Annotated in this window: 21 protein-coding genes; 16 read left to right on the forward strand and 5 right to left on the reverse strand. The window is 66.0% G+C overall.

Annotation, left to right across the window (positions count from 1 at the left end):
• Positions 1-7: 7 nt before the first annotated feature.
• The gene (locus ABIC94_RS06175) at positions 8-691 is read right to left on the reverse strand and encodes a GntR family transcriptional regulator (RefSeq protein ID WP_354372138.1); all 684 of its coding nucleotides are present in this window, start codon (positions 689-691) and stop codon (positions 8-10) included.
• Positions 692-836: 145 nt separating this feature from the next.
• On the opposite strand from ABIC94_RS06175, the gene ABIC94_RS06180 reads away from it, so the two are divergent.
• The 9 genes from ABIC94_RS06180 (at position 837) to ABIC94_RS06220 (ending at position 9,561) form a co-directional block, all read left to right on the forward strand.
• A complete protein-coding gene (locus tag ABIC94_RS06180; RefSeq protein WP_354372139.1) occupies positions 837-2,252 on the forward strand; it encodes an FAD-binding oxidoreductase in 1,416 nt (471 codons plus the stop codon).
• A 2-nt stretch (positions 2,253-2,254) separates the two neighbouring features.
• Positions 2,255-2,800: a TRAP transporter small permease gene (locus ABIC94_RS06185; RefSeq protein ID WP_354372140.1), complete on the forward strand. Its 546-nt coding sequence runs from the start codon at positions 2,255-2,257 to the stop codon at positions 2,798-2,800.
• The gene (locus ABIC94_RS06190; protein ID WP_354372141.1) at positions 2,797-4,074 is read left to right on the forward strand and encodes a TRAP transporter large permease; all 1,278 of its coding nucleotides are present in this window, start codon (positions 2,797-2,799) and stop codon (positions 4,072-4,074) included. Before ABIC94_RS06185 ends, ABIC94_RS06190 begins: the two co-directional genes overlap by 4 nt.
• Before the next feature lie 26 nt (positions 4,075-4,100).
• Positions 4,101-5,120, forward strand: a complete 1,020-nt coding sequence (locus ABIC94_RS06195) for a TRAP transporter substrate-binding protein (RefSeq protein WP_354372143.1) — start codon at positions 4,101-4,103, stop codon at positions 5,118-5,120.
• A gap of 16 nt (positions 5,121-5,136) precedes the next feature.
• Entirely contained in the window at positions 5,137-5,916 is a 780-nt protein-coding gene (locus ABIC94_RS06200) for an SDR family oxidoreductase (RefSeq protein WP_354372144.1), read from the forward strand.
• The gene (locus ABIC94_RS06205; protein ID WP_354372145.1) at positions 5,913-6,716 is read left to right on the forward strand and encodes an SDR family NAD(P)-dependent oxidoreductase; all 804 of its coding nucleotides are present in this window, start codon (positions 5,913-5,915) and stop codon (positions 6,714-6,716) included. Before ABIC94_RS06200 ends, ABIC94_RS06205 begins: the two co-directional genes overlap by 4 nt.
• Positions 6,717-6,720: 4 nt before the next feature.
• A complete protein-coding gene (locus tag ABIC94_RS06210; RefSeq protein WP_354372146.1) occupies positions 6,721-7,587 on the forward strand; it encodes an isocitrate lyase/PEP mutase family protein in 867 nt (288 codons plus the stop codon).
• A gap of 50 nt (positions 7,588-7,637) precedes the next feature.
• Positions 7,638-8,555: a dihydrodipicolinate synthase family protein gene (locus tag ABIC94_RS06215; RefSeq protein ID WP_354372148.1), complete on the forward strand. Its 918-nt coding sequence runs from the start codon at positions 7,638-7,640 to the stop codon at positions 8,553-8,555.
• 88 nt (positions 8,556-8,643) lie between these two features.
• Positions 8,644-9,561 carry an alpha/beta fold hydrolase gene (locus ABIC94_RS06220; protein WP_354372149.1) on the forward strand — a complete coding sequence of 306 codons (918 nt, stop codon included), beginning with the start codon at positions 8,644-8,646 and terminating at the stop codon, positions 9,559-9,561.
• On the opposite strand, the gene ABIC94_RS06225 is transcribed toward ABIC94_RS06220, so the two are convergent.
• Together ABIC94_RS06225 and ABIC94_RS06230 are read right to left on the reverse strand one after the other, a co-directional pair.
• On the reverse strand, positions 9,524-10,840 hold the full coding sequence (locus ABIC94_RS06225) for an aminotransferase class V-fold PLP-dependent enzyme (RefSeq protein ID WP_354372150.1): 1,317 nt from the start codon (positions 10,838-10,840) through the stop codon (positions 9,524-9,526). The genes ABIC94_RS06220 and ABIC94_RS06225 overlap by 38 nt on opposite strands.
• 2 nt (positions 10,841-10,842) lie before the next feature.
• On the reverse strand, positions 10,843-11,736 hold the full coding sequence (locus ABIC94_RS06230) for an amino acid ABC transporter substrate-binding protein (protein WP_354372152.1): 894 nt from the start codon (positions 11,734-11,736) through the stop codon (positions 10,843-10,845).
• A 145-nt stretch (positions 11,737-11,881) separates the two neighbouring features.
• Between ABIC94_RS06230 and ABIC94_RS06235 the strand changes: the two genes are divergently transcribed.
• Both ABIC94_RS06235 and ABIC94_RS06240 read left to right on the forward strand, forming a co-directional pair.
• A complete protein-coding gene (locus ABIC94_RS06235) occupies positions 11,882-12,826 on the forward strand; it encodes a LysR family transcriptional regulator (RefSeq protein ID WP_354372437.1) in 945 nt (314 codons plus the stop codon).
• 28 nt (positions 12,827-12,854) lie between these two features.
• Positions 12,855-13,325: an SET domain-containing protein gene (locus tag ABIC94_RS06240; RefSeq protein ID WP_354372153.1), complete on the forward strand. Its 471-nt coding sequence runs from the start codon at positions 12,855-12,857 to the stop codon at positions 13,323-13,325.
• Positions 13,326-13,361: 36 nt separating this feature from the next.
• On the opposite strand, the gene ABIC94_RS06245 is transcribed toward ABIC94_RS06240, so the two are convergent.
• Positions 13,362-14,687: an NAD(P)/FAD-dependent oxidoreductase gene (locus ABIC94_RS06245; RefSeq protein ID WP_354372155.1), complete on the reverse strand. Its 1,326-nt coding sequence runs from the start codon at positions 14,685-14,687 to the stop codon at positions 13,362-13,364.
• Between the two features lie 287 nt (positions 14,688-14,974).
• On the opposite strand from ABIC94_RS06245, the gene ABIC94_RS06250 reads away from it, so the two are divergent.
• From ABIC94_RS06250 to ABIC94_RS06260, 3 genes are read left to right on the forward strand one after another with little or no spacing between them, the layout of a single operon-like run.
• Entirely contained in the window at positions 14,975-16,468 is a 1,494-nt protein-coding gene (locus tag ABIC94_RS06250; protein ID WP_354372157.1) for an NCS1 family nucleobase:cation symporter-1, read from the forward strand.
• 27 nt (positions 16,469-16,495) lie between these two features.
• A complete protein-coding gene (locus ABIC94_RS06255; protein ID WP_354372158.1) occupies positions 16,496-17,233 on the forward strand; it encodes an aspartate/glutamate racemase family protein in 738 nt (245 codons plus the stop codon).
• A gap of 46 nt (positions 17,234-17,279) precedes the next feature.
• Entirely contained in the window at positions 17,280-18,035 is a 756-nt protein-coding gene (locus tag ABIC94_RS06260) for a GntR family transcriptional regulator (protein ID WP_354372160.1), read from the forward strand.
• An 18-nt stretch (positions 18,036-18,053) separates the two neighbouring features.
• Here ABIC94_RS06260 and ABIC94_RS06265 read toward each other — a convergent pair whose 3' ends face one another.
• A complete protein-coding gene (locus ABIC94_RS06265; RefSeq protein WP_354372162.1) occupies positions 18,054-18,749 on the reverse strand; it encodes a TetR/AcrR family transcriptional regulator in 696 nt (231 codons plus the stop codon).
• 166 nt (positions 18,750-18,915) lie between these two features.
• On the opposite strand from ABIC94_RS06265, the gene ABIC94_RS06270 reads away from it, so the two are divergent.
• Positions 18,916-19,956, forward strand: coding sequence for an SDR family oxidoreductase (locus tag ABIC94_RS06270; protein ID WP_354372164.1), 1,041 nt, complete (start codon positions 18,916-18,918; stop codon positions 19,954-19,956).
• A 16-nt stretch (positions 19,957-19,972) separates the two neighbouring features.
• Positions 19,973-21,229 (forward strand): alpha/beta hydrolase family protein, encoded by a 1,257-nt coding sequence (locus ABIC94_RS06275; protein WP_354372165.1) that lies wholly within the window; start codon positions 19,973-19,975, stop codon positions 21,227-21,229.
• The last annotated feature ends 121 nt before the right edge of the window (positions 21,230-21,350 follow it).

Raw genomic sequence — 21,350 nt, forward strand, 5'->3', positions numbered from 1 at the left:
GCTTTTTTTACGCGGCGGTCCGCGTCTTCAGGCTGGCGACATAGCTGTTGCGCGTGCCCGTGACATGGGCGCGCATGAGCTTTTCGAACTTGACGAAATCGCCGGCGCGAAACAGCGCGAGAAGCTGCGAGTGCTGCTCGAAGCCCGCCGTGTGCAGTACATCGGCCGGTGCTGAAAGGTGCGTGCGCAGCGCCGCGATCTTGGTCGCGGCGGTCGCATACGCGGCCTGCATGTACGGATTGCCGCAGTGCTCGAAGAAGGCCTCGTGCAGCCGCGTGTCGGCCCGCCCATAGCGCACCGCATCGCGCGCCGTGCGCGCCTCCTCCATCTCGTCGATTGCCGCCTGCAGCGCCGCGGCCGCGGCGTCGCGCGCGTTCTGGTACGCCAGTTCGGCCGCGCGTGGCTCCAGCAGGCAGCGGAACTCGCAGATGGCCGTGATGTCGGCCTCGCTGGGCTCGAACACGTAGCTGCCGCGCTGCGGCCGTATCACCACCAATCCCGCCAGTTGCAACAGGTTCAGCGCCTCGCGCACCGGCGTGCGGCTGACGCCGAAGGAGGTTGCGAGCGACTCCTCCGGAATCATCGCGCCCAGGGCGAATTCGCCGTCGATGATGGCTTCGCGCAGGCGCTGCGCCACCTGGGAGGCGAGTGATTTCGGGGCTTCGATCTTGAATCGGTTGGTTGGAGGCACGGTGCGATGGGACTGGTGAAACGGGGCAGGAACGACCGCGTTGCTTATAGCCGACCTGCGGCGGCAATCGGAAGTCGGGGGAAATACTGATGCTCTAGTACCTTACATACAAGATGATAAGGCCAACTTCTTCGAACGGATGGCCATGACTCTTGCATCCCCCGCGGCTGTGCCACAGCCTTTGCTCGCGCTGCGCGAGGCCCTCGGCGCGACCTGCGTACTGATCGGTGAAGATGTACCCGAGCGCAACCGCAACGACTGGAGCACACAGCCGCCGGCACATCCGCTGGCTGTCGTCCGCCCGGTGAATGCGGCAGGCGTTTCTGCAGCGCTGAAGGCCTGCCGAGAGGCCGGCCTCTCGGTAGTACCCCAGGGAGGATTGACCGGCCTGTGCGGCGGCGCCCGCCCCGAGGACGGCTGGGTTGCCTTGTCGCTGGAGCGCATGGTCGGCATCGAGGAGATCGATCCCGCCAGCGCCACGATGACCGTACTGGCCGGCACGCCGCTCGAACTGGTGCAGCGCGCGGCGGCCGAGGCCGGCTTCTACTTCGCCCTCGACCTGGGCGCACGCGGCTCGTGCGCCATCGGCGGCAATCTGTCGACCAACGCCGGCGGCAACCGCGTGATCCGCTACGGCATGGCGCGCGAACTGGTGCTCGGCCTGGAGGTGGTGCTGCCCGACGGCACGGTAATGACCAGCCTCAACAAGATGCTGAAGAACAACGCCGGCTACGACCTCAAGCACCTGTTCATCGGCAGCGAGGGCACGCTGGGCATCATCACCCGCATCGTGCTGCGCCTGCACCCCCAGCCGGGCTGCACGCTGTCGGCGCTGTGCGCCCTGCCCGACTACGACGGCGTGGTGCGCCTGCTGGGCGCCGCGCGCGGCGGGCTCGGTCCGCTGCTCTCGGCCTTCGAGGTGATGTGGCCCGACTACTGGCAGGTGGTGACCGAGCGCGTGGGCGTGCGCGATCCGCTGACCGGCAGTGCACGGCATGGGCACTACGTGCTGGTCGAAATGCAGGGCACCGACGAGGCGATCGACGGCCCGCGTTTCCAGCGCTGGCTCGAGCAGCTGATGGAAGACGGCGCGCTGGCCGACGCGGCGGTGGCGCAGTCGGTGGCCGACACGCAAGCGTTCTGGGCGCTGCGCGACGCGTGCGCCGAGTTCTTCCCCGCGCTGGGCCCGCACGTTTCCTACGACGTCGGGCTGGCCGTGAAGTCGATGGACGCCTACGTGCGCGCCTGCAAGGCGGCGCTGGCCGCGCGCATTCCCGGCTGCGAGAGCGTTTACTACGGGCACATCGGCGACGGCAACCTGCACCTTGTCGCCTGGGTTCCCGGCCTGTCGGTCGAGCAGCAGCCCAAGGACGCGATGGACGAGGTGATCTACGGCCTCGTTCGCGAATACGGCGGCACGGTGTCGGCCGAACACGGCATCGGCACCGCGAAGAAGCGCTGGCTCGGCCATGCGCGCAGCCCCGAGGAAATCGCGCTGATGAAGACGCTGAAGGCCGCCCTCGATCCCCTGGGCCTGCTCAACCCCGGCAAGGTGGTGTGACCATGGGCCGCCTCTTCATCGACCGCGTGTTCAAGGGCATCGAGGCCGTGCTGGCGGCCTTGTTGCTGGGCATGGTGCTGATGGTGTTCGGCAACGTGGTGCTGCGCTACGCCTTCAACTCGGGCATCCAGGTGTCGGAAGAACTGTCGCGCATCTTCTTCGTCTGGCTCACCTTCATCGGCGCCATCGTCGCGATGCGCGACGGCGCCCACCTGGGCATGGACGGCTTCGTCGTCCGCCTGTCGCGGCGCGGCAAGCTGGCCTGCCTGGTTGCCAGCCAGACGATCGTGCTGGTGTGCTGCGCCATGCTGTTCTGGGGCACCTGGCAGCAGCACGAGGTCAATGCGACCACCAAGGCGCCGGTCACCGAGATCTCGATGATCTGGGTCTTCGGCGTCGGCTACCTGACCAGCCTGGCCATCGGCGCCCATGCGCTGCACGCGCTGTGGCGCATCGCCAGCGGCCGGCTGCGCGACGACGAGCTGGTGCAGGTGATGGAGAGCGAGGAAATGCCGCACGACGCCGCCCAACCGGGAGTTCGGCCATGACGATCGCCGTCTTCACGCTGTCGCTGCTCGGCGCCATGATGCTGGGCACGCCGATCGCCTTCGCCCTGCTGATCTGCGGCGGCGCGCTGATGGTCTCTCAGGGCCAGATCGACACCACCATCCTGTCGCAGAAACTGGTGGAAGGCGCCGACAGCTTTCCGCTGCTGGCCATTCCCTTCTTCATGCTGGCCGGCGAGCTGATGAACGCCGGCGGCATCTCGCGCCGCATCGTCAACTTCGCGTTGGCCTGGGTCGGCCATCTGCGCGGCGGCCTCGGGCTGGTGGCGATCTTCGCCTCGGTGGTGATGGCGGCAATCTCCGGCAGCGCGGCCGCCGACGCCGCGGCCATCGGCGCAATGCTGATTCCGATGATGCGCCAGGCCGGCTACGACGTGCCGCGTTCGGCCGGACTGATTGCCGCCGGCGGCGTGATCGCGCCGGTGCTTCCACCGTCGATCGGACTGATCGTGTTCGGCGTCATCGCCAACGTGTCGATCGGCAAGCTGTTCCTGGCCGGCATCGCGCCGGGGCTGCTGATGGGGGTTTCGCTGGTCATCGCCTGGCAGTGGGTGGCGCGGCGCGACAAGGTGACGGTGCAGCCGCGCCAGTCGATGGCCGCGCGCGGGCGCGCCGCGGTCGACGGCATCTGGGCGCTGCTGATGCCGCTGGGCATCATCGGCGGTCTGAAGTTCGGCATCTTCACGCCCACCGAGGCCGGCGTGGCGGCTTGCGTCTACGCCTTCGTGCTCGGCGCCTTCGTCTATCGCGAGCTGAACATGCGCCAGTGCTATGGCCTCCTCGTGTCGGCGGCCAAGAGCACCGCCGTGGTGGTGTTCCTGATTGCGGCGGCGCTGGTGTCGGCCTGGCTGATCACCACCTCCGACGTGCCGGCCCAGGTGGCCGCAATGCTCGAGCCCTTCATGGGCAACAAGATCCTGCTGATGTTCGTGATCATGGTCATCGTGGTGATCGTCGGCACCGCGCTCGACTTCGCGCCCACGCTGATGATCCTCACGCCCGTGCTCATGCCGGTGGTCAAGCAGGCGGGCATCGATCCGGTGTACTTCGGCGTGCTGTTCATCATGAACAACGCCATCGGCCTGATCACGCCGCCGGTGGGCATCGTGCTCAACGTGATGTGCGGCGTGGCCAAGATCTCGATGAAGGACCTGATGCGCGGCCTGTGGCCCTTCCTGTGGGCCGAACTCTTCGTGCTGTTGCTGCTGGTGCTGTTCCCGGACCTCGTGCTGGTGCCGCTCAAGTGGCTGAGCTGATTTTTCATACAACCAGGAGACCTACGATGCCGATTCAATCCCGCCTTTGCCGATTCATTGCGGTGGCCTTGGCTGCCGGCGTGGCAGCCAGCGCCGCGCAGGCGCAGTTCAAGGAGCGCAACTTCCGCGTCTCCAACGGCGTGAGCAAGGAGCACCCGATGGGCAACGGCCTTGCGAAGATGGGCGCCTGCACGCTCGAGAAGAGCGGCGGCAAGATGAAGATCCAGCCCTTCTGGGACGGCGCACTGGGCAGCGACCTCACCAGCACGCAGAGCGTGCGCACGGGCTCGCTGGACATGGTGATCACCTCGACCGCGCCGGTGGTCTCCATCGTGCCGGCGCTGGGCGTGTTCGACCTGCCCTTTCTCTTCGACACCTCCAGCGAGGCCGACAAGGTGCTCGACGGCAAGGCCGGCGAATGGTTCGCCGCCAAGCTGCCGGCGGTCGGGCTGGTCAACCTCGCCTGGTGGGAGAACGGCTTTCGCCACACGACCAACTCGAAGCGGCCCATCAACAAGGTGGAGGATTTCGAGGGCGTGAAGATGCGCGTGATGCAGAACACCATCTTCCTCGACACCTTCAAGACCCTGGGCAGCAACGCCGTGCCGATGGCCTTCACCGAGGTCTACTCGGCGCTCGAGACCAAGACGGTGGACGGCCAGGAGAACCCCTTCACCAACATCGAGAACATGAAGTTCTACGAGGTGCAGAAGTACCTCACGCTGACCAAGCACGCGTACAGCCCCACGCTGGTGCTGTTCTCCCGCAAGATCTGGGACACGCTCTCGCCACAGGAGCAGACCACGCTGCGCGAATGCGCGCTGCAGGGCCGCGACGAGCAGCGCCGCGCCAACCGCGCGATGGAAGCGCGCAGCGTGGACAGCCTGAGGGCCAAGGGCATGACGGTCAACGAGATCGCGCCGGCCGAGATGCAGCGCATCCGCGAGCGCTCGAGCGTGATCTACGAGCGACACGCCAAGGCCATCGGCGACGAGGCGATCACCATGGTCACTTCCGAGCTCAAGCGCATTCGCGCCAGCAACTGAGGCGAAAGGTCCCGCGATGAGTCTTTCAGGAAAAGTCGCCTGGGTCACGGGCGGCGGCAGCGGCATCGGGCTGGCCGGCGCAACCGATCTGGCGCGTGCCGGCTGCCGGGTCGTCATCTCCGGGCGCGAGGCGCCCAAGCTCGACGCGGCCATCGAGGCCGCCGAGCGCCTGGGTGCGCCGCGCGGCGCCATCAAGGCCGCGCCGCTGGACGTGGCGAACGCCCCGGCCGTCGCCACGGTGGCACAGACCATCGAGGCCGAGTTCGGTCGCATCGACATCCTCGTCAACAGCGCCGGCATCAACTTCCCCAAGCGCTACTGGTGCGAAACCGACGCGCCCACGTTCGAGCAGGTGGTCGCCGTCAACCTGAACGGCGCCACCTACTGCACGCTGGCCGTGGCCAAGGGCATGCGCGCGCGCCGCGAGGGCACTGTGATCAACGTCGCCTCCTTCGCGGGCTGGCACTACGAATACCTGACCGGCCCCGCCTACACCGCCAGCAAGGCCGCGCTGATCGCGCTCACGCATTCGTTCAACATCGAGGAGTGCGTCAACGGCCTGCGCGCGACCGCGCTGTGCCCGGGCGAAGTCGCCACACCGATCCTGAAGAAGCGGCCGGTGCAGCCCAGCGAAGCGGACAAGGCGCGCATGCTGCAGGAGGCGGACCTGGGGCGCACGATCCGCTTCATTGCCGAGATGCCGCCGCACGTGTGCATCAACGAGCTGGTGATCTCGCCGGTGTGGAACCGCACCTACGTTGCCGGCGAGCCGCTTCAACGCAAGGCGGCGCCATGACGCAGACGGCGGCCCACGGAGGGACGGTGGTGGCGATCACCGGCGCCGGCCAGGGCATCGGCCGGGCGCTGGCACGCGCCTTCTGTGCACAAGGCGCGCGGGTGGTCGTTTCCGACATCGATGCAGCGTCCTGCGCGGCCGCAGCAGACGAACTGCAGACCCTGGGCGTCGCGGCCGACGTGACGCGCGCCGAGCATTGCGCCACGCTGGTCGAGCGCACGGTCGCCACCTTCGGCCGCCTCGACGTGATGATCTGCAACGCCGGCATCATGCAGCTCAAGCCGCTGCTCGAACTGGACGGCGGCGACTGGGACCGCATGCTCGGCGTCAACGTGAAGGGCAGCTTCCTCACGCTGCAGGCGGCGGCGCGGCAGATGCTCGCGCAGCCGCCCCTGGCCGAAGGCCGGCCGCGCGGCAAGATCCTGCTGATGGCCTCCATCGCCGGGCGCAGCGGCGCCGGCCCGATCGCGTCGGTGATACCGCACTACCGCGCCAGCAAGGCGGCGGTGATCAGCCTCACCCAGTCGGCGGCCATCAGCTTCGCGCCGCAGATCACCGTCAACGCGATCTGCCCCGGCCTGGTGGAAACCGACATGTGGCAGCGCATGGACCGCGACTGGACCGACCTGCAGGGCGTGCCCCAGGGCCAGGCGTGGCAGCAGCGCGTGGCCGCCGTGCCGATGGGCCGCGCGCAGACGCCCGGCGACGTGGCCGACCTGGCGATGTTCCTCGCCTCGCCAGCGGCCGACTACATGACGGGCCAGTCGATCAACATCGACGGCGGCCTGATGATGAGCTGATGCCATGACCCATCCCGCACTGTCCCTCAAGGCGCTGCTCGCCGCCGGCCCCATCGTCCAGGCACCGGGTGCCTACGACGCGCTGAGCGCACGCCAGATCGAGCGCGCCGGCTTCCCCGCGATCTACATGACCGGCTTCGGCGCCACCGCGTCGCGGCTGGGCCAGCCCGACATCGGCCTCTTGACCCAGACCGAGATGACCGGCCACGCACGCGACATGGTGCGCGCCGTCGGCGTGCCGGTGATCGCCGATGCCGACACCGGCTACGGCGGCCCATCGAACATCGAGCGCACCGTGCGCGAGTACGTTCACTCCGGCGTGGCCGCCATCCATCTCGAGGACCAGGTGGCGCCCAAGCGCTGCGGGCAGATGGCCGGCATCCGGCTGATCGACGCGCGCGAGAACGAGCGCCGCCTGCGCTGTGCGGTGGCCGCGCGCGGCAGCGACCCGATGCTGATCATCGGGCGCACCGACGCATTGCCCGCCGCCGGCATCGACGAGGCGCTGGCGCGCGCCCTGCGCTGGCAGGACGCGGGCGTCGACCTGGTCTTCGTCGACGGCATCAAGAAAATCGCCGAGGTGGAGGCCGTGGCCCGGCGCCTGCCCGGGCCGAAGATCGTCTCCATCGTCGACGGCAACGAAACCACCGCGCTGACCGCATCCGACCTGCAGGGCATGGGCTTCGCCGTGGTGCTGTATGCGGTAACGGCCTTGTTCAGCGCCGCGCTGGCCGTCGAACAGGCACTGGCCCGCCTGCGGCAGGACGGCACGCCGCGCGACGTGCCGTCGCTCGCCTATGCCGACTTCACCCGCATCGTCGGCCTGCCGGCCCATCAGGAGCTCGACGCGCAATTCGGCGCCGAGGGCTGAAGCCCGCTTCTTCTTTTGCCCCCACCCTTCTCATCTTCGAAAGCCCGACCTTGAACACACCCTCCACCGTTCCCTACACCGGCATCTGGCCCGCCCTGCTGACTCCGCTCGACGAGAAGCTCGGTATCGACACCCCCCGCTTCGCCGAGCACGCCTTGCGCCTGATCGATGCCGGCTGCACCGGCGTGACGCCTTTCGGCACGACCGGCGAAGGTCCGTCCTTCAGCGTGAGCGAACGCATGAATGCGCTGGCCGGCATGGTCGCGCACGGCGTGCCGGCACGGCGCATATTGGTCTCCACCAGCTGCGCCGCGCTGCCGGATGCGTTCGCGCTGACGCGGCACGCGGTCGAGCTGGGCGCCTACGGCTGCCTCCTGCTGCCGCCATTTTTTCTCAAGGGCGTGTCCGACCAGGGGGTGATCGACGCCTACCGATGGATCATCGACGGCGTCGCCGATTCGAGGCTGCGCGTGGTGCTGTATCACATCCCGCAGGTATCGGGCGTCGGGCTGAGCCACCACGTGATCCGCACGCTGAAGACGCTGTACCCGGACACGATCGTGGGCCTGAAAGACAGCGGCTGCAAACGCGAAGATTCCCTGGCTTACGCCGAGGCGTTCATGCCGCCGATGCAGGTGTGGGTGGGCAACGAGCCGGATCTTCAGACGATGGCCGCGCGCGGCAGCCTCGGCGCCGTCAGCGGCATCGCCAATGTCATGCCGCGCTTGGTGCAGCGCCTGGTTGCGGGCTCCACGCAGCCCGAGGCCGACCAGCAGCGCGTGCTGGACCTGCTCAAGATTCTCGGCGGCTACGGTTTGACGGCCGCCTTCAAGGGCCTGATGGCGATGCTCGACGACGCACCGGGCTGGATGCGGGTGCGGCCGCCGCTGGTAACGCTGGATGCGGCCGAGTACGAACGGCTGGCGGCCCAGCTGCGCGCCTTCGGCATCGACCGCGACCGCGACTGAGTTCTGCGCCCGCGTTGCGGGCGTCCGACGCGGCGCATCAGTCGCCACCTACAACCGTCCCCGCGCATCGGCATGCAGCATGGGTTGCATGACCGAAAGCAATTCCACGCCCACGCCCACGCTGACCGCCGACGCCCACGCGGTCTCACATCGCTTCGTCGAAGTCGACGGAACGCAGATCTTCTACCGCGAAGCCGGCCCGCGCGACGCGCCGGTCTTGCTGCTGCCGCACGGCTATCCGTGCTCCTCATTCCAGTACCGCCGGCTCATGCCGGCATTGGCGGACACGTGGCGTCTGGTGGCGCCGGACTACCCGGGCTTCGGCCTGAGCGGCACGCCTTCCGCCGATACCTTCGGTTTCGACTTCGATGCCTATGCGGCCTTTCTGGAGGCCTTCTGCAACAAGCTGGGGCTCCATCGATACGCCCTCTACCTGCACGACTATGGTTCGCAGATCGGCCTGCGGCTGGCCATTCGCCGGCCTGAGCGCGTGGCCGCGGTGATCATCCAGAACGGCGACATCTACGAAGACACGCTCGGCCCCAAGTACAAGGCCATCCAGGAATACTGGCGCGATCCATCGGCCAAGAACCGCGAGGTGCTCGAAGAGGCGGTGAGCGAAGACGGCTTTCGCGCCGAGTTCGTCGGCGAGGTCTCCGAAGCCCAGGCCGCGCAGATCCCGCCCGACCTCTGGAAGCTGCATTGGCCCTTGATGAACACGCCCCCGCGCCGCGAGCTCTCGCTCAAGGTGATGGAGGGCCTGAAGCAGAACCTCCAATGGTTTCCGCGCTACCAGGCCTATCTGCGCGAGCACCAGCCGCCCGCGCTCATCGTCTGGGGACCGAACGACGGCTATATGCCCGAGGCCTCCGCGCGCGCCTACCTGCGCGACATTCCGAAGGCCGAGCTGGTGCTGACGGACGGCGGCCACTGGCTGCTCGAGACGCATCTCGAGCAGGTGGTTCCTGTCATCCGCCGGTTCCTGTCCGCAGCCCATTCGCGCTGACGGCAATCTCCTGCGTCACCTGGAGAAACTTCTCCATGTCGGCGATGGAGTTGCAGTGCAGCGGCGACACGCGCACCGTGCCTTCGAGCCCGAAGGAATCGAGCATGCGCTTGGAGTAGATGCTGCTCGCCACGCGCTCGTACACCGTCACGCCGCGCTTGCCGTACTCGACCACCGCCTGCGTGCAGTCGAGATGCTCGAAGCCGATGCCGATGATCAGGTCGCGCTTCGTCAGGTCCGGATGATCGAGGAAGACCTTCACGCCCTCGATATGGCGCAAGCCCGTGGCCTTTCCGCTTCCGACGAGCAGCGCCGCGAGCAAGGCGCGCTCGTGCAGTTCGATGTGCGCAATGCCCGCCTCGAACAGCGCGCGGCGCCCGGTGGCCTCCGAAAATTGGCCGCCGAGCCAGCACACGTAGTCCACGATTTCGGTGACCACGGCAAACTGCCAGGGCGCGGAGCTGCCCAGGTCCCAGAAGTCGGGCTTCTTGCCCGCGAGCTTGTGGTGCGGCAGCAGCGCCGCGCGGTCCGACACCCACGACAGGCCCGAGCCCCGGCAGCCGAAGAACTTGTAGGGCGCCATGTTGATGCCGTCCACGGGTGTCTTCTGCAGGTCGATCAGCCCATGCGGTGCATGCTGCACGGCGTCCACCACGATGTAGAGATCGGGCTTGATCTCCCTCGCGCGCCGCACGATCTGCGCCAGGTCGAGCTTGGCGCCGGAGATGTTCGATGCGTAGATGACGTTGAGCAGGCAGGTTTCCTTGTCCACGAGCCGCGCGATCTCGTCGGCATCGACGCCGCCGGTTTCGGGGTTGCTCCTGGCCACCCGCAACTCGCGGCCGGCCCTTTGGGCATAAAGGCTCATCGCGTCGAACGACGAGGGATGCTCCAGCACGGTGGTGACCATGTTCGTGCCCGGCACGTTCTCGGCCACCGCGCGCACCATGTCGAACATGGCGCCCGATGCCGTCAGCGACGCATAGACGCTGCCGCCCTGCGCATTGAGGATGGTGCGCACGTCGGCCGAGCCCTTCGCCTGGGTCTGCTGCAGCTCCACGGCGGTGGCGTGAATGCGCTCCGCGTTGTCGGGAATGGCATCGACCTGCGCGAAGCGCTCGACCGCCGCCTTCAGCCGGAACGAGCCGCCTGCATTGTCGAAGTACAGGCGCTCGCGCCCCTGGTGGTCGTGGTCGACATTGAGAAAGCGCTGCTTCACCTCGCGCATCAGCGCGTCGGAGAAGGCCAGCCCGTTGGCATGTTGTGTGTTTGCCGACATCCTCAAACGCCCTTGTTGTTCGGGTTCTTGTAGGCCTCGCGCACGGCGTCGGACATCGGGAAGTTGAGGTTCACGTTGCGCGGCGGAATGGGCGCCATGAACCACTTGGCGTAGAGCTTGTCGATGGCGCCCGACTTCATCATCTCGGTCACGGCCTGGTCGACGATGGCCTTGAACTCGGGGTCTTCCTTGCGCATCATGATGCCGTAGGGTTCCTGCCGCAGCACGTCCTTCAGCAGCTTGTAGTCGGAGGCATTGGGCTGGTTGGCGATCAGGCCGGCGAGCTGCACGTCGTCGAGCACGTAGGCCACGGCACGGTCGCTCGCCAGCAGCAGGAAGGCGTCGGCCGTGTCCTTGCCCGCGATCTCCTGCACCTCGATGTTCTCGGTCTTGCGGAAGCCGCGCAGCAGCTGCATCGAGGTGCTGCCGGCCACGGTGGCCACGGTCTTGCCCTGCAGGTCGGCAATCGAGTTGATGCCCGAGTTCTTCTTTACCGCGGCGGTGATGTTGGTGACGAAGTGGCTCGGCGCAAAGTCGACCTGCTGCTGGCGCTGCACGGTATTGGTGGTGGTCGCGCAGTCGAGGTCGACCGTGCCGTTTTGCACCAGCGGAATGCGGTTGGTGGAGTTGAGCAGCGTGTAGCGCACGTCGATCTTCTGCATGCCCAGCTTGGCCTTGATGGCGTCGACCACCTTCAGGCAGATCTCGTTGGTGAAGCCGATGGGCGCGCTCTCGGCGCCGGTCTTGTAGGAGAACGGAATCTGCGTGTCGCGGCTGCCGATCTGCACCGTGCCGGTTTCCTTGATCTTGCGCAGCGTGGGGCTCTCTTGCGCGGCCGCGGCACCGCAGATCAACGCAACGCTTGCGCCTAGCGCGAGGGACAGTTTGAAGTTCATGGAATGTTCCTTTGAGGATGAGGCACGAAGTACACAGGGCAGCACGTGGCGAATCTTCGGCTGAGCCTAAAATTTCCAAAAGCGATTTTTTGTGATTGAATTACATGAAGAAAAGTACTCAATTCAGAAGCCCGAACGCACCGTGATGACCTTCAAGCAGCTCGAGGCCCTGTACTGGATCGCCAAGCTCGGCGGCTTTGCGCAGGCGGCCAACCAGCTTCATACCTCGCAATCGGCCGTGTCCAAACGGGTGCATGAGCTCGAGCTGCTGTTCGACACCGAGCTCTTCGATCGCACCCAGCGCACGGCGCGGCTGACCGAAAAAGGCGAAGAGATGTTCGTGCTCGCAGCCAGGCTGCTCGAACAGCGCGACGCGGCCGTCGAGCAGTTCAGCAAGCCTGGCGTGGTGGAACGGCGGCTGCGCATCGGCGTGACGGAGCTCACGGCGATGACATGGCTGCCCCGGCTGGTCGGGCTGATCCAGCAGCACTATCCCAAGGTCATTCTCGAACCCGACGTGGACGACAGCCTGCAGCTGCGCGACAAACTGCTGGCCGACGAACTCGACCTGGTGATCGTGCCCGACACGTTTGCCGATTCGCGCATGCAGAGCAAGGCCATCGGCAAGGTGCAAAGCGCCTGGATGTGCAAGCCGGGCGTGGTGCAGGCCACAGGCACCGTGCGGCTGCACGAACTCGCGCGGCACCGCATGCTGGTGCAAGGCAGCAACTCGGGCACGGGCCGCGCCTACGATGCCTGGATGAAGGACCAGGGCGTGCAGCCTTCCGACACCATCGTGGTGAGCAACCTCGTTGCACTGACGGGCCTCACCGTGTCGGGCCTGGGCGTGAGCTACCTTCCGCGCCAGTGCCTCGACCCGCTGGTTTCGGCCGGCATGCTCGCGGTGATCGACGTGCTACCCGCCCTGCCCGCGGTGCATTACGTGGCCATGCACAAGGGCGAGCACCGCAGTGCGCTCACCTCGTCGATCGTGATGCTGGCGCAGGCATGCTGCGACTTCACGCGCATGTTCCAGGCGCAAGCCGACGAAGGAAACGACGAAGAACGCGAAGAGGAACGCAAGCCCTGAGCAAGGTGGCTGGTGCACACTTGCACCCATGAAACGCCGCAAGCAAACCTCGTCCACGCCGTTCATCCGCGTGGCACCCAGCGGAGTGCACGGGCTCGGCGCCTTTGCAACGCGCGACTTGCCCGCCTATGCGTTCCTCGGGCTCTACGAAGGCCGGCGCTATTCGCAGCAAGAGATTGCCGCCGGCGCGTGGAACGACCAGCTCACCTACCTGTTCACCCTCTCCAACCAGGAGACGATCGACGGCGGCAAGGGCGGCAACGGCACGCGCCACCTGAACCACGCCTGCGACCCCAACTGCGAGGCCGTCGAAGAGTACGACGACGCGGGCGAACTGATGCTGAAGTTCCAGACCGTCGTGCCGGTGGATGCGGGCGACGAACTGTTCATCGACTATTCCCTGACCGCCGACGACGGTTCGCCGGCCTCCAAATACCCTTGCCATTGCGGCTCGCCCAACTGCCGCGGAACGATGCTGGCCCCGTCCGAAGCGGACTGACCGCCCGCCGGGCGCTTCGACCGGCCCGATCTCGCTTTAAAAGTCCGCGACCTTGCCCCAGGCCGAAGACAGGAATCTGGCCGGGTGATACGGACGCGGATCGACGATAGGTTCGGCGCCGCTGACGATGTCGGCAATCAAATGGCCGGCCCCGGGGCCGATGCCGAAGCCGTGCCCGCTGAACCCGGCCGCCAGCACGAATCCGGGCAGGCTCGACATCTCGCCGATTCCGGGAACGCCGTCGGGCGTGCTGTCCACATAGCCGGCCCAGGCTGCGGTGACCGAACTCTCCCTCAGCTCCGGCACCAGTTCCACCGCGCGCTTGTACGTGAGGCTCACAACCGATGCGTCCACCTTCGGGTCGAGAACGCGCATGCGCTCCATCGGCGTCGGCTTGTCGAGCCGCCAGCGGGACCAGCCCTCATGCCCCGAGCGCACGCCTTCGAGCCCGCCGGGCGCGAGATTGCGCCATCTCCGCTGGAACATGGGCAGGAACTGCGGTGCAAAACGCAGCAGCTGCGGCGTGGGGTCCACGCGTCCCCGGCCGCTGATGGCCAGGGTGTATCCGCCATCCACCCGCCGGGTCATGGAAACGCCGGTCGTGTGGAGCGCAGCCGGTATGTCCTTGCCGCCCGTGGCGACCGACATCGCCGTCTGCCGGATCGCAGCCTGCGGAAACCGGATGCCGTACTGGCGGCAGAACGAAGACGCCCAGGCGCCGCCGGCGAGCACCGCGACCTTGGTGCGGATGGTTCCCTTCTCGGTGACCACTGCCGAGAGCCGGCCGCCCTCGGTCTCCACGCCGCGCGCTGCGCAGCCCTGGTGCACCGTGCCGCCCAATCTCATGAAGGCCCGCGCCACGGCCGGGGCCGCACGCGAGGGGTCGGCAATACCGTCGGTAGGCGCAAAGACGCCACCTTTCCAGGGCTTGCCGGTTGCGCGGCCGCGCTGCGCCGCTTCGTCCGCGGTCAGCATCTGGGTTTTCACATCGACGGTGCGCGCGAATTCTCCCCACCGCGCCCAGCCTTCCAGCTCTTTTTCGCTGTTGCTGAGGTAGAGCAACCCGCATCTCTGGAAGCCCGTCACCTCGCCGGTTTCCGCGGTGAATTGCTCCCACAGATCCAGGCTTTTCGTGGCCATCGGCAATTCGCGGGCATCGCGGTTTTGCTGGCGGCACCAGCCCCAGTTGCGGCTCGATTGTTCGGCGCCGACGCGCCCCTTTTCGACCAGCGCGACCTTCATGCCGCGCTTGGCCATGTAGTAGGCGGCAAAAGCGCCGACGATGCCGCCGCCGATCACGACGACGTCTGCATGCGTCGGCAGGTCCGGGCTCGACTCGACGGGGTATAGAGGTGCAGGCATTCGCAGGCTGTCTGTTCGCATGGGTCTTACGGTGGACCAATGCTAAAGAAGGCACTGCCGAATCGATGCTGAACCGGGCACCAAGAAAGGTGCGAAATGTGCGATTGCCGGCCTCCAACAGCGGATCGTGCCGTAGCGGCCATCTCAGGGAATCTACGGATATATGATTTGCCGGATGGGCTTGATTGCACACCGTTTTTGTATACAAATAACGCACCCGATATCCGGTGCCCAATTTGCGCCGGAATAGCGGCCTCTCAATCCCACCATTCGCACGAGGAAAGACCATGAGCACAGTCGTCAGCCAGGCCCCCGCGGGGGCGAGCGAAGCCGGCCATGCGCCGCATGCCGAATCCAACGCGGTGATCAAGCCCGGCTACCACCCGCGGCTGACCAACGAAGACCTGGCCCCGCTCAGGAAGCAGACCTGGGGCCAATACAACATCTTTGCGTTCTGGATGTCCGACGTGCACAGCGTGGGCGGCTACATCACGGCCGGCAGCCTGTTTGCGCTGGGCCTGTCGAGCTGGCAGGTGCTGGTGTCGCTGCTCGTGGGCATCGTCATCGTCCAGTTCTTCTGCAACCTCGTGGCCAAGCCGAGCCAGGTGACGGGCGTGCCCTACCCCGTGGTGTGCCGCGCCTCGTTCGGCGTGCTGGGCGCGAACATCCCGGCCATCATCCGCGGGCTGATCGCGGTGGCCTGGTACGGCGTGCAAACGTACCTCGCGTCGGCCGCCTTCATGGTGCTGGCGCTGCACATGTTTCCCAACCTCGCGCCGTATGCCGACGTGGCCCAGCACGGCTTCGTGGGCCTGTCGACGCTGGGCTGGGTGGCGTTCATGATCATGTGGGTGCTGCAGGCCTTCGTGTTCTGGCACGGCATGGAAGCCATCCGCAAGTTCATCGACTGGGCCGGCCCGGCCGTGTACGTGGTCATGGCCGTTCTCTGCGGCTGGCTGGTGTGGAAGGCTGGCTGGAGCAAGATCGACCTGAACCTGGGCGGCATCAAGTTCCAGGGTTGGGATGCATTGCCCGTGATGCTCTCGGCCATTGCGCTGGTGGTGAGCTACTTCAGCGGCCCGATGCTCAACTTCGGCGACTTCTCGCGCTACGGCAAGAGCTTCGACGCGGTGAAGAAGGGCAACTTCTGGGGCTTGCCGATCAACTTCGTTTTCTTCTCGCTGCTGACCGTGATCACAACGGCCGCCACGCTGCCGGTGTTCGGGGAGCTGATCACCGATCCGGTGCACACCGTGGGCAAGATCGACAGCACCACCGCCGTGGTGCTGGGCGCGCTGACCTTCATGATTGCGACCATCGGCATCAACATCGTCGCCAACTTCGTCTCACCGGCATTCGATTTCTCCAACGTCGCGCCGCAGCACATCAGCTGGCGCACGGGCGGCATGATCGCGGCGGTGGGCTCGGTGTTCCTCACGCCGTGGAACCTCTACAACAGCCCCGAAGTCATTCACTACACGCTCGACGTGCTGGGCTCGTTCATCGGCCCGCTGTTCGGCATTTTGATTGCCGATTACTACATCGTGCGCAAGCAGCGGATCGACGTGGACGCGCTCTACACCATGAGCCCGAAGGGCGAGTACTGGTACACCGGCGGCTACAACATGAAGGCAGTCCAGGCCATGATTCCATCCGCGTTGGTGCCTATTCTTTGCGTGATGGTGCCGGTGCTGCGCGGTGGCGCGAACTATGCATGGTTCATCGGCATGGGGCTGGGCTTCGTCATCTATGTCCTGCTGAACCGCAACAACAAGACTTGAAATACTGAAAAGAGAAAGGGCCGCGCCGTGCGCATCAAGATCATCAATCCCAACACCACCTGGAGCATGACCGAGAAGATCGGCGCCTGCGCCCGCGCGGTGGCGCAGGCCGGTACCGAAATCGTCGCTGTCAGCCCGGCCATGGGGCCGGTCTCCATCGAGAGCCACTACGACGAGGCGCTGGCCGTGCCCGGCCTGCTGCAGGAGATTGCGGCTGGCGAGCGCGAGGGCATCGACGGCTACGTGATCGCCTGCTTCGGCGACCCGGGCCTGAAGGCCGCACGCGAACTGGCGCGCGGCCCGGTGGTGGGCATCGCCGAGGCCGCCATGCACCTGGCCAGCATGGTGGGCAGCCGCTTCAGCGTGGTGACCACGCTGGGCCGCACGATGGGCCAGGCCTGGCACCTGGCCGAGATCTACGGCATGGAACGCTTCTGCGCCAACGTGCGCGCCTGCGAGCTGCCGGTGCTCGAGCTCGAGGAGCCCGGCTCCAACGCACGCGAACGCATCGTCGACGAGTGCCGGCGCGCATTGGAAGAAGACGGCTCCGACTGCATCGTGCTCGGCTGCGCCGGCATGGCCGACCTGTGCGAGCACATCGGTGGCCTGCTCGGCGTGCCGGTGATCGACGGCGTGGCCGCGGCCACCAAGCTCGTCGAATCGCTGGTCACGCTGAAACTCTCGACCAGCAAGCGCGGCGAACTGGCCCATCCGCTGCCCAAGGCGATGAAGGGCGCGCTCGAGGGCTTCACGCTGCGCGGCTGACAGAGGGCGGCGCGCGGGCAGCCACCCACTGAGCCACAATCTCCGCATGCCCCGCGCCAGCTCCAAATCTCCCGCCTCTCCTGCAACCACCGCTCCGGCCGAGAACGGGGCCGCCCCCACCGACAAGGGCAGCTCCATCGAAAGCATCGCGCAGGACATCGCCACCGCCATCGTCGAAAAGCGCCTGCCGCCCGGCACCTGGCTGCGTGAGGAAGCGCTGGGCCGCGTCTATTCGGTGAGCCGCACCAAGATTCGCGCGGCCTTGCTCATGCTGTCGAAAGACAAGCTGATCGAGATGATTCCCGACAAGGGCGCTTTCGTCTGCCAGCCCACGGTGCAGGAAGCGCGCGAGGTGTTCGCGGTGCGCCGCATCCTCGAAAGCGAGGTGGTGCGCCTGTTCATTGCCAATGCGCGGCCGCGCGATTACCAGGTGCTGGAGCAGCACATCCGCTTCGAGCGCACGGCGCTGCGCCAGACCACCACCACGGGCACCGTGCGCGAAAAGGTGCTGGGCGATTTTCATGTGGCGCTGGCCGAGGCCACGGGCAACAAGACCTTGGCCGAGCTGGTGCGCGAATTGGTGGCGCGCAGTTCACTGATCGCCATGCTCTATCACTCCTCGAACGACCCGCACTGCTCGTCGGACGAGCACTCCGAGTTCCTGCGCATCTGCCGCAAGGGCGACGTGGAAGGCGCCGTGGCCTGCATGACCGAGCACCTGGAACGCATCGAGGCCAGCCTGGAGCTGGGCACCGAGAAGCCCGACCGGCAGCTCGACCTGGTGAAGGCGCTGCTCGCCTAGAGGAAACCTGGGGGCAATTCAGCGCCTGGCTTTCGGAGCGCGCTTCCTTGGCTCGCGCGCTGGAGAGCCCGCCGGCGCGGCAGCGGCCGTTCCCAGGCCTTCCGCACCTGCAATCAGTCCGCGCAGGAACACCATGATCAGCCGTCCCGAGGGATCCGGGCGAGTGCTCATCCTCTGCAATGCCAGCCCATGCGACAGGGCCATGAAGGCAGCGGCCAGTTCGTCCGGTGCGGCAGGAGGCGTGCGCCCGAGCTTGCGGAACAACTGGCCGATCACAGCGCCGATCTCTGACCGGTGCCTGTCCCACACCTTCTGGTATTCCGCAGCGAAGCTCCGGCTGCGGTTGGCATGCAACTGAAGTTCGATGGAAAGCATGCACCAGTCGGCATCGTGATTGAGCGTGGAAGCCCAGGCTTCCAGTTCGGCAAGCATCTGGCCGGGCTCTTTCTGCTCGTTGCCCATGACCTTGAAGAGCTGCGTTGCTTCCGCCTCCATGTGCCGCCGCAGCAACTCCAGCAGGACGTCCTCCTTGCTCGAGAAGTTCGAATAGAAGGCGCCCTGGGAGTAGCCCGCCTTGTCCGCGATGTCGCGGATTGACGCGCCCCCATAGCCGTTCGACACAAACAGGTGCTGTGCGGTTTCGACCAGGCGCTCGCGCGTCTGCGCCCGGCTTTCCTCGCGGGTCAGGCGCTTTCTGGCTGTCGTCGGGCTCATGCGTCAAAAGATATCACATGAACTTTGGATATCGGCTGGCGGCACCCGCTTCCGGGACACGGCCGAAACCAATATTCAAATATCACTTGATATTTCAAAATGTCGCAGCTACATTCAAAACTCGTTTGATTTTTGAAATTCGATTGATATGGAAAAAACCAGGGCCTTGAGGTCCGCATTCGTCACCGGCGCTACCGGCCTTCTCGGCAACAACCTTGTGCGCGAGCTGGTCGCGCGCGGCGTCTCGGTCAAGGCCCTTGTCCGCTCGGAGGCCAAGGGCCAGCAGCAGTTTGCGGGGGTGAAGGACGTTGAGCTGGTGCTGGGCGACATGGCGGATGTGCCCGCCTTCTCCGGCGCGCTGCAAGGATGCGACGTGGTGTTCCACACCGCCGCGTTCTTCCGGGACAACTTCAAGGGCGGCAGCCACTGGGAAGAGCTCAGGCGCATCAATGTGGACGGCACGCGGCAGCTCATCAGGCAGGCCTACGGCGCCGGCATCCGGCGCTTCGTCCAGACCTCGTCCATCGCGGTGCTCAACGGCGAGCCGGGCGTGCCCATGGACGAGACCTGCCTGCGCGACCTGGCCGACGCCGGCGACGACTACTACCGCAGCAAGATCATGGCCGACCAAGTCGTGTCGGCCTTTCTGGGCACGCACCCGGACATGCATGCGAGCTTCGTCCTGCCGGGATGGATGTGGGGGCCGGCCGATATCGGCCCCACCTCGTCAGGACAGTTCGTCAACGACGTGGTGCTCGGAAAACTGCCCGGGCTGGTACCCGGCAGCTTTTCCGTCGTCGACGCCCGCGATGTGGCAAGGGCGCAGATTTCGGCCGCGGAGCACGGGCAGCGTGGCGAACGCTACCTGGCGGCCGGCCGCCACATGACGATGCAGGAATTGGTGCCCTTGGTGGGGAAGATCGCAGGCATCAAGACGCCGACACGCCATTTGCCCTTTCCGCTCCTGTATCTGCTGGCGGCGGTGCAGGAACTCTACGCGCGCACCACCGGCAAGCCCATCCTGCTCAGCCTGGCCACTGTGCGGCTGATGCGCAAGGAGGCGGGGCGCAGCCATTTCAATCACACGAAGAGCGAGCAGAAGCTTCAGCTGAAGTTTCGCCCGATCGAGCAGACCGTTGCCGACACGCTCGCCTGGTATCGCGGCAATGGCTGGCTGCCAGGTGTGCCGACCCGAATCGAATCCTGAACAAGGGAAAAAGACCGTGACCAACAGATTGATCTTGAAACTCTCGGCAGCCTTCGCAGCCGTTCTTTGCATCGCGGCAGCGCCGCAGGAATCTGCAGCCCAGAGCCTCCCTGCCGCCAGGGCCGCAGGCAGCATGGCCGAGTTCTGCAGCAAGGGGCAGGCGGAGTACCCGGAAGGCATCGCCCGCATGCATCCCTCGTTCAAATTCAACATCTGCTGGTGGCTCGAGGATGCCGGCATCGAAGCACGCACCTTCGACGAAATCGCGGCAGCGCTGCCGGAACACGCCGGGCCGTCGCAGGCGGCCTGGCAAGCAACTTTCAACAAGCCTGCCCAGATGCATCTGGAACGGGCCCGCTCACTCGAAGAGCGGGGCAACGGCGCCGCCGCATCGGCCGAATACAAGAAGGCGGCTTTCTACCTTCGGATGAACCGGCTTCCCAAGCGGGTTCCCACGGCGGATCTGCAGGCGACCGAGCGAGCCCATGCGCTCCTGGGAAAGGCGCTCCAGCGGATCGCATTCAAGACCGGCGCGAAAGAATTCATCGGCTACTTCCGGGCACCGCCGGCACGGCCGGGCGGCAACGGGAAGCTGCCGGTGCTGGTCATTCTTGGGGGCCTCGACAACATGAAGACCGAGATGATCCGGCACAGCGACTACTTCATGGGTCGCGGCTTCGCCACCATCATTGTGGAGAACCCGGACACCGGGGAGAACCAGCTCGGGTTCCGCCCGGAGTCCCATGCGATGTTCGACGCCGTGGCGGACTACATCAAGGCCCGCGGCGACCTGGACTCGAGCCGAGCGGCCGTGTACGGCTGGAGCATGGGCGGCTATCTGGGAACGCTTGGGGGCCTGCGCAATGACTTCTACAAGGCGATCGTCAATGTGGGCGGCCCCAGCGATTCGAGCTTCGGGCAAGCGCATTGCAAGGTGGCTCCTGCATGGATCGTCGCGCCCTACACCATGTTTGCGAACATGAATCCGCAGACCACGCCTCGCGAAGCGATGTGCGAGTACTACGAAGCATTCCAGCTCTCACGCCAACTGAAAAAGCCGACCACGGTGCAGCTGCGCAAACCCATTCTCATGGTGAACGGCGCGCACGAAGATCTCGTCTCCAGGGACGAACCCGCATCTCTTGCGGCGCTGGGTTTCAACGTGACGCAACTGATATTCGGAGATGACGGCCACACGGCGGAGTCGAACATGAGTGAGCACTTCGAGTTCACCGCGAACTGGCTCATGCGGCAGCTGAAGATGGAAAACTGATCCGGGTTTTCCTGCATGCAGATTGCGGCATAAATTGTATACAGTTTGGCGTACACAACGAGTGAACGCCACGGACACCCGCGCCGTCCACACACCTCTCCCCTTGCCGCTGCAGGAGAAA

Origin of the sequence: Variovorax paradoxus (genome assembly GCF_040544635.1) — a bacterium.
GTDB lineage: Bacteria > Pseudomonadota > Gammaproteobacteria > Burkholderiales > Burkholderiaceae_C > Variovorax > Variovorax paradoxus_R.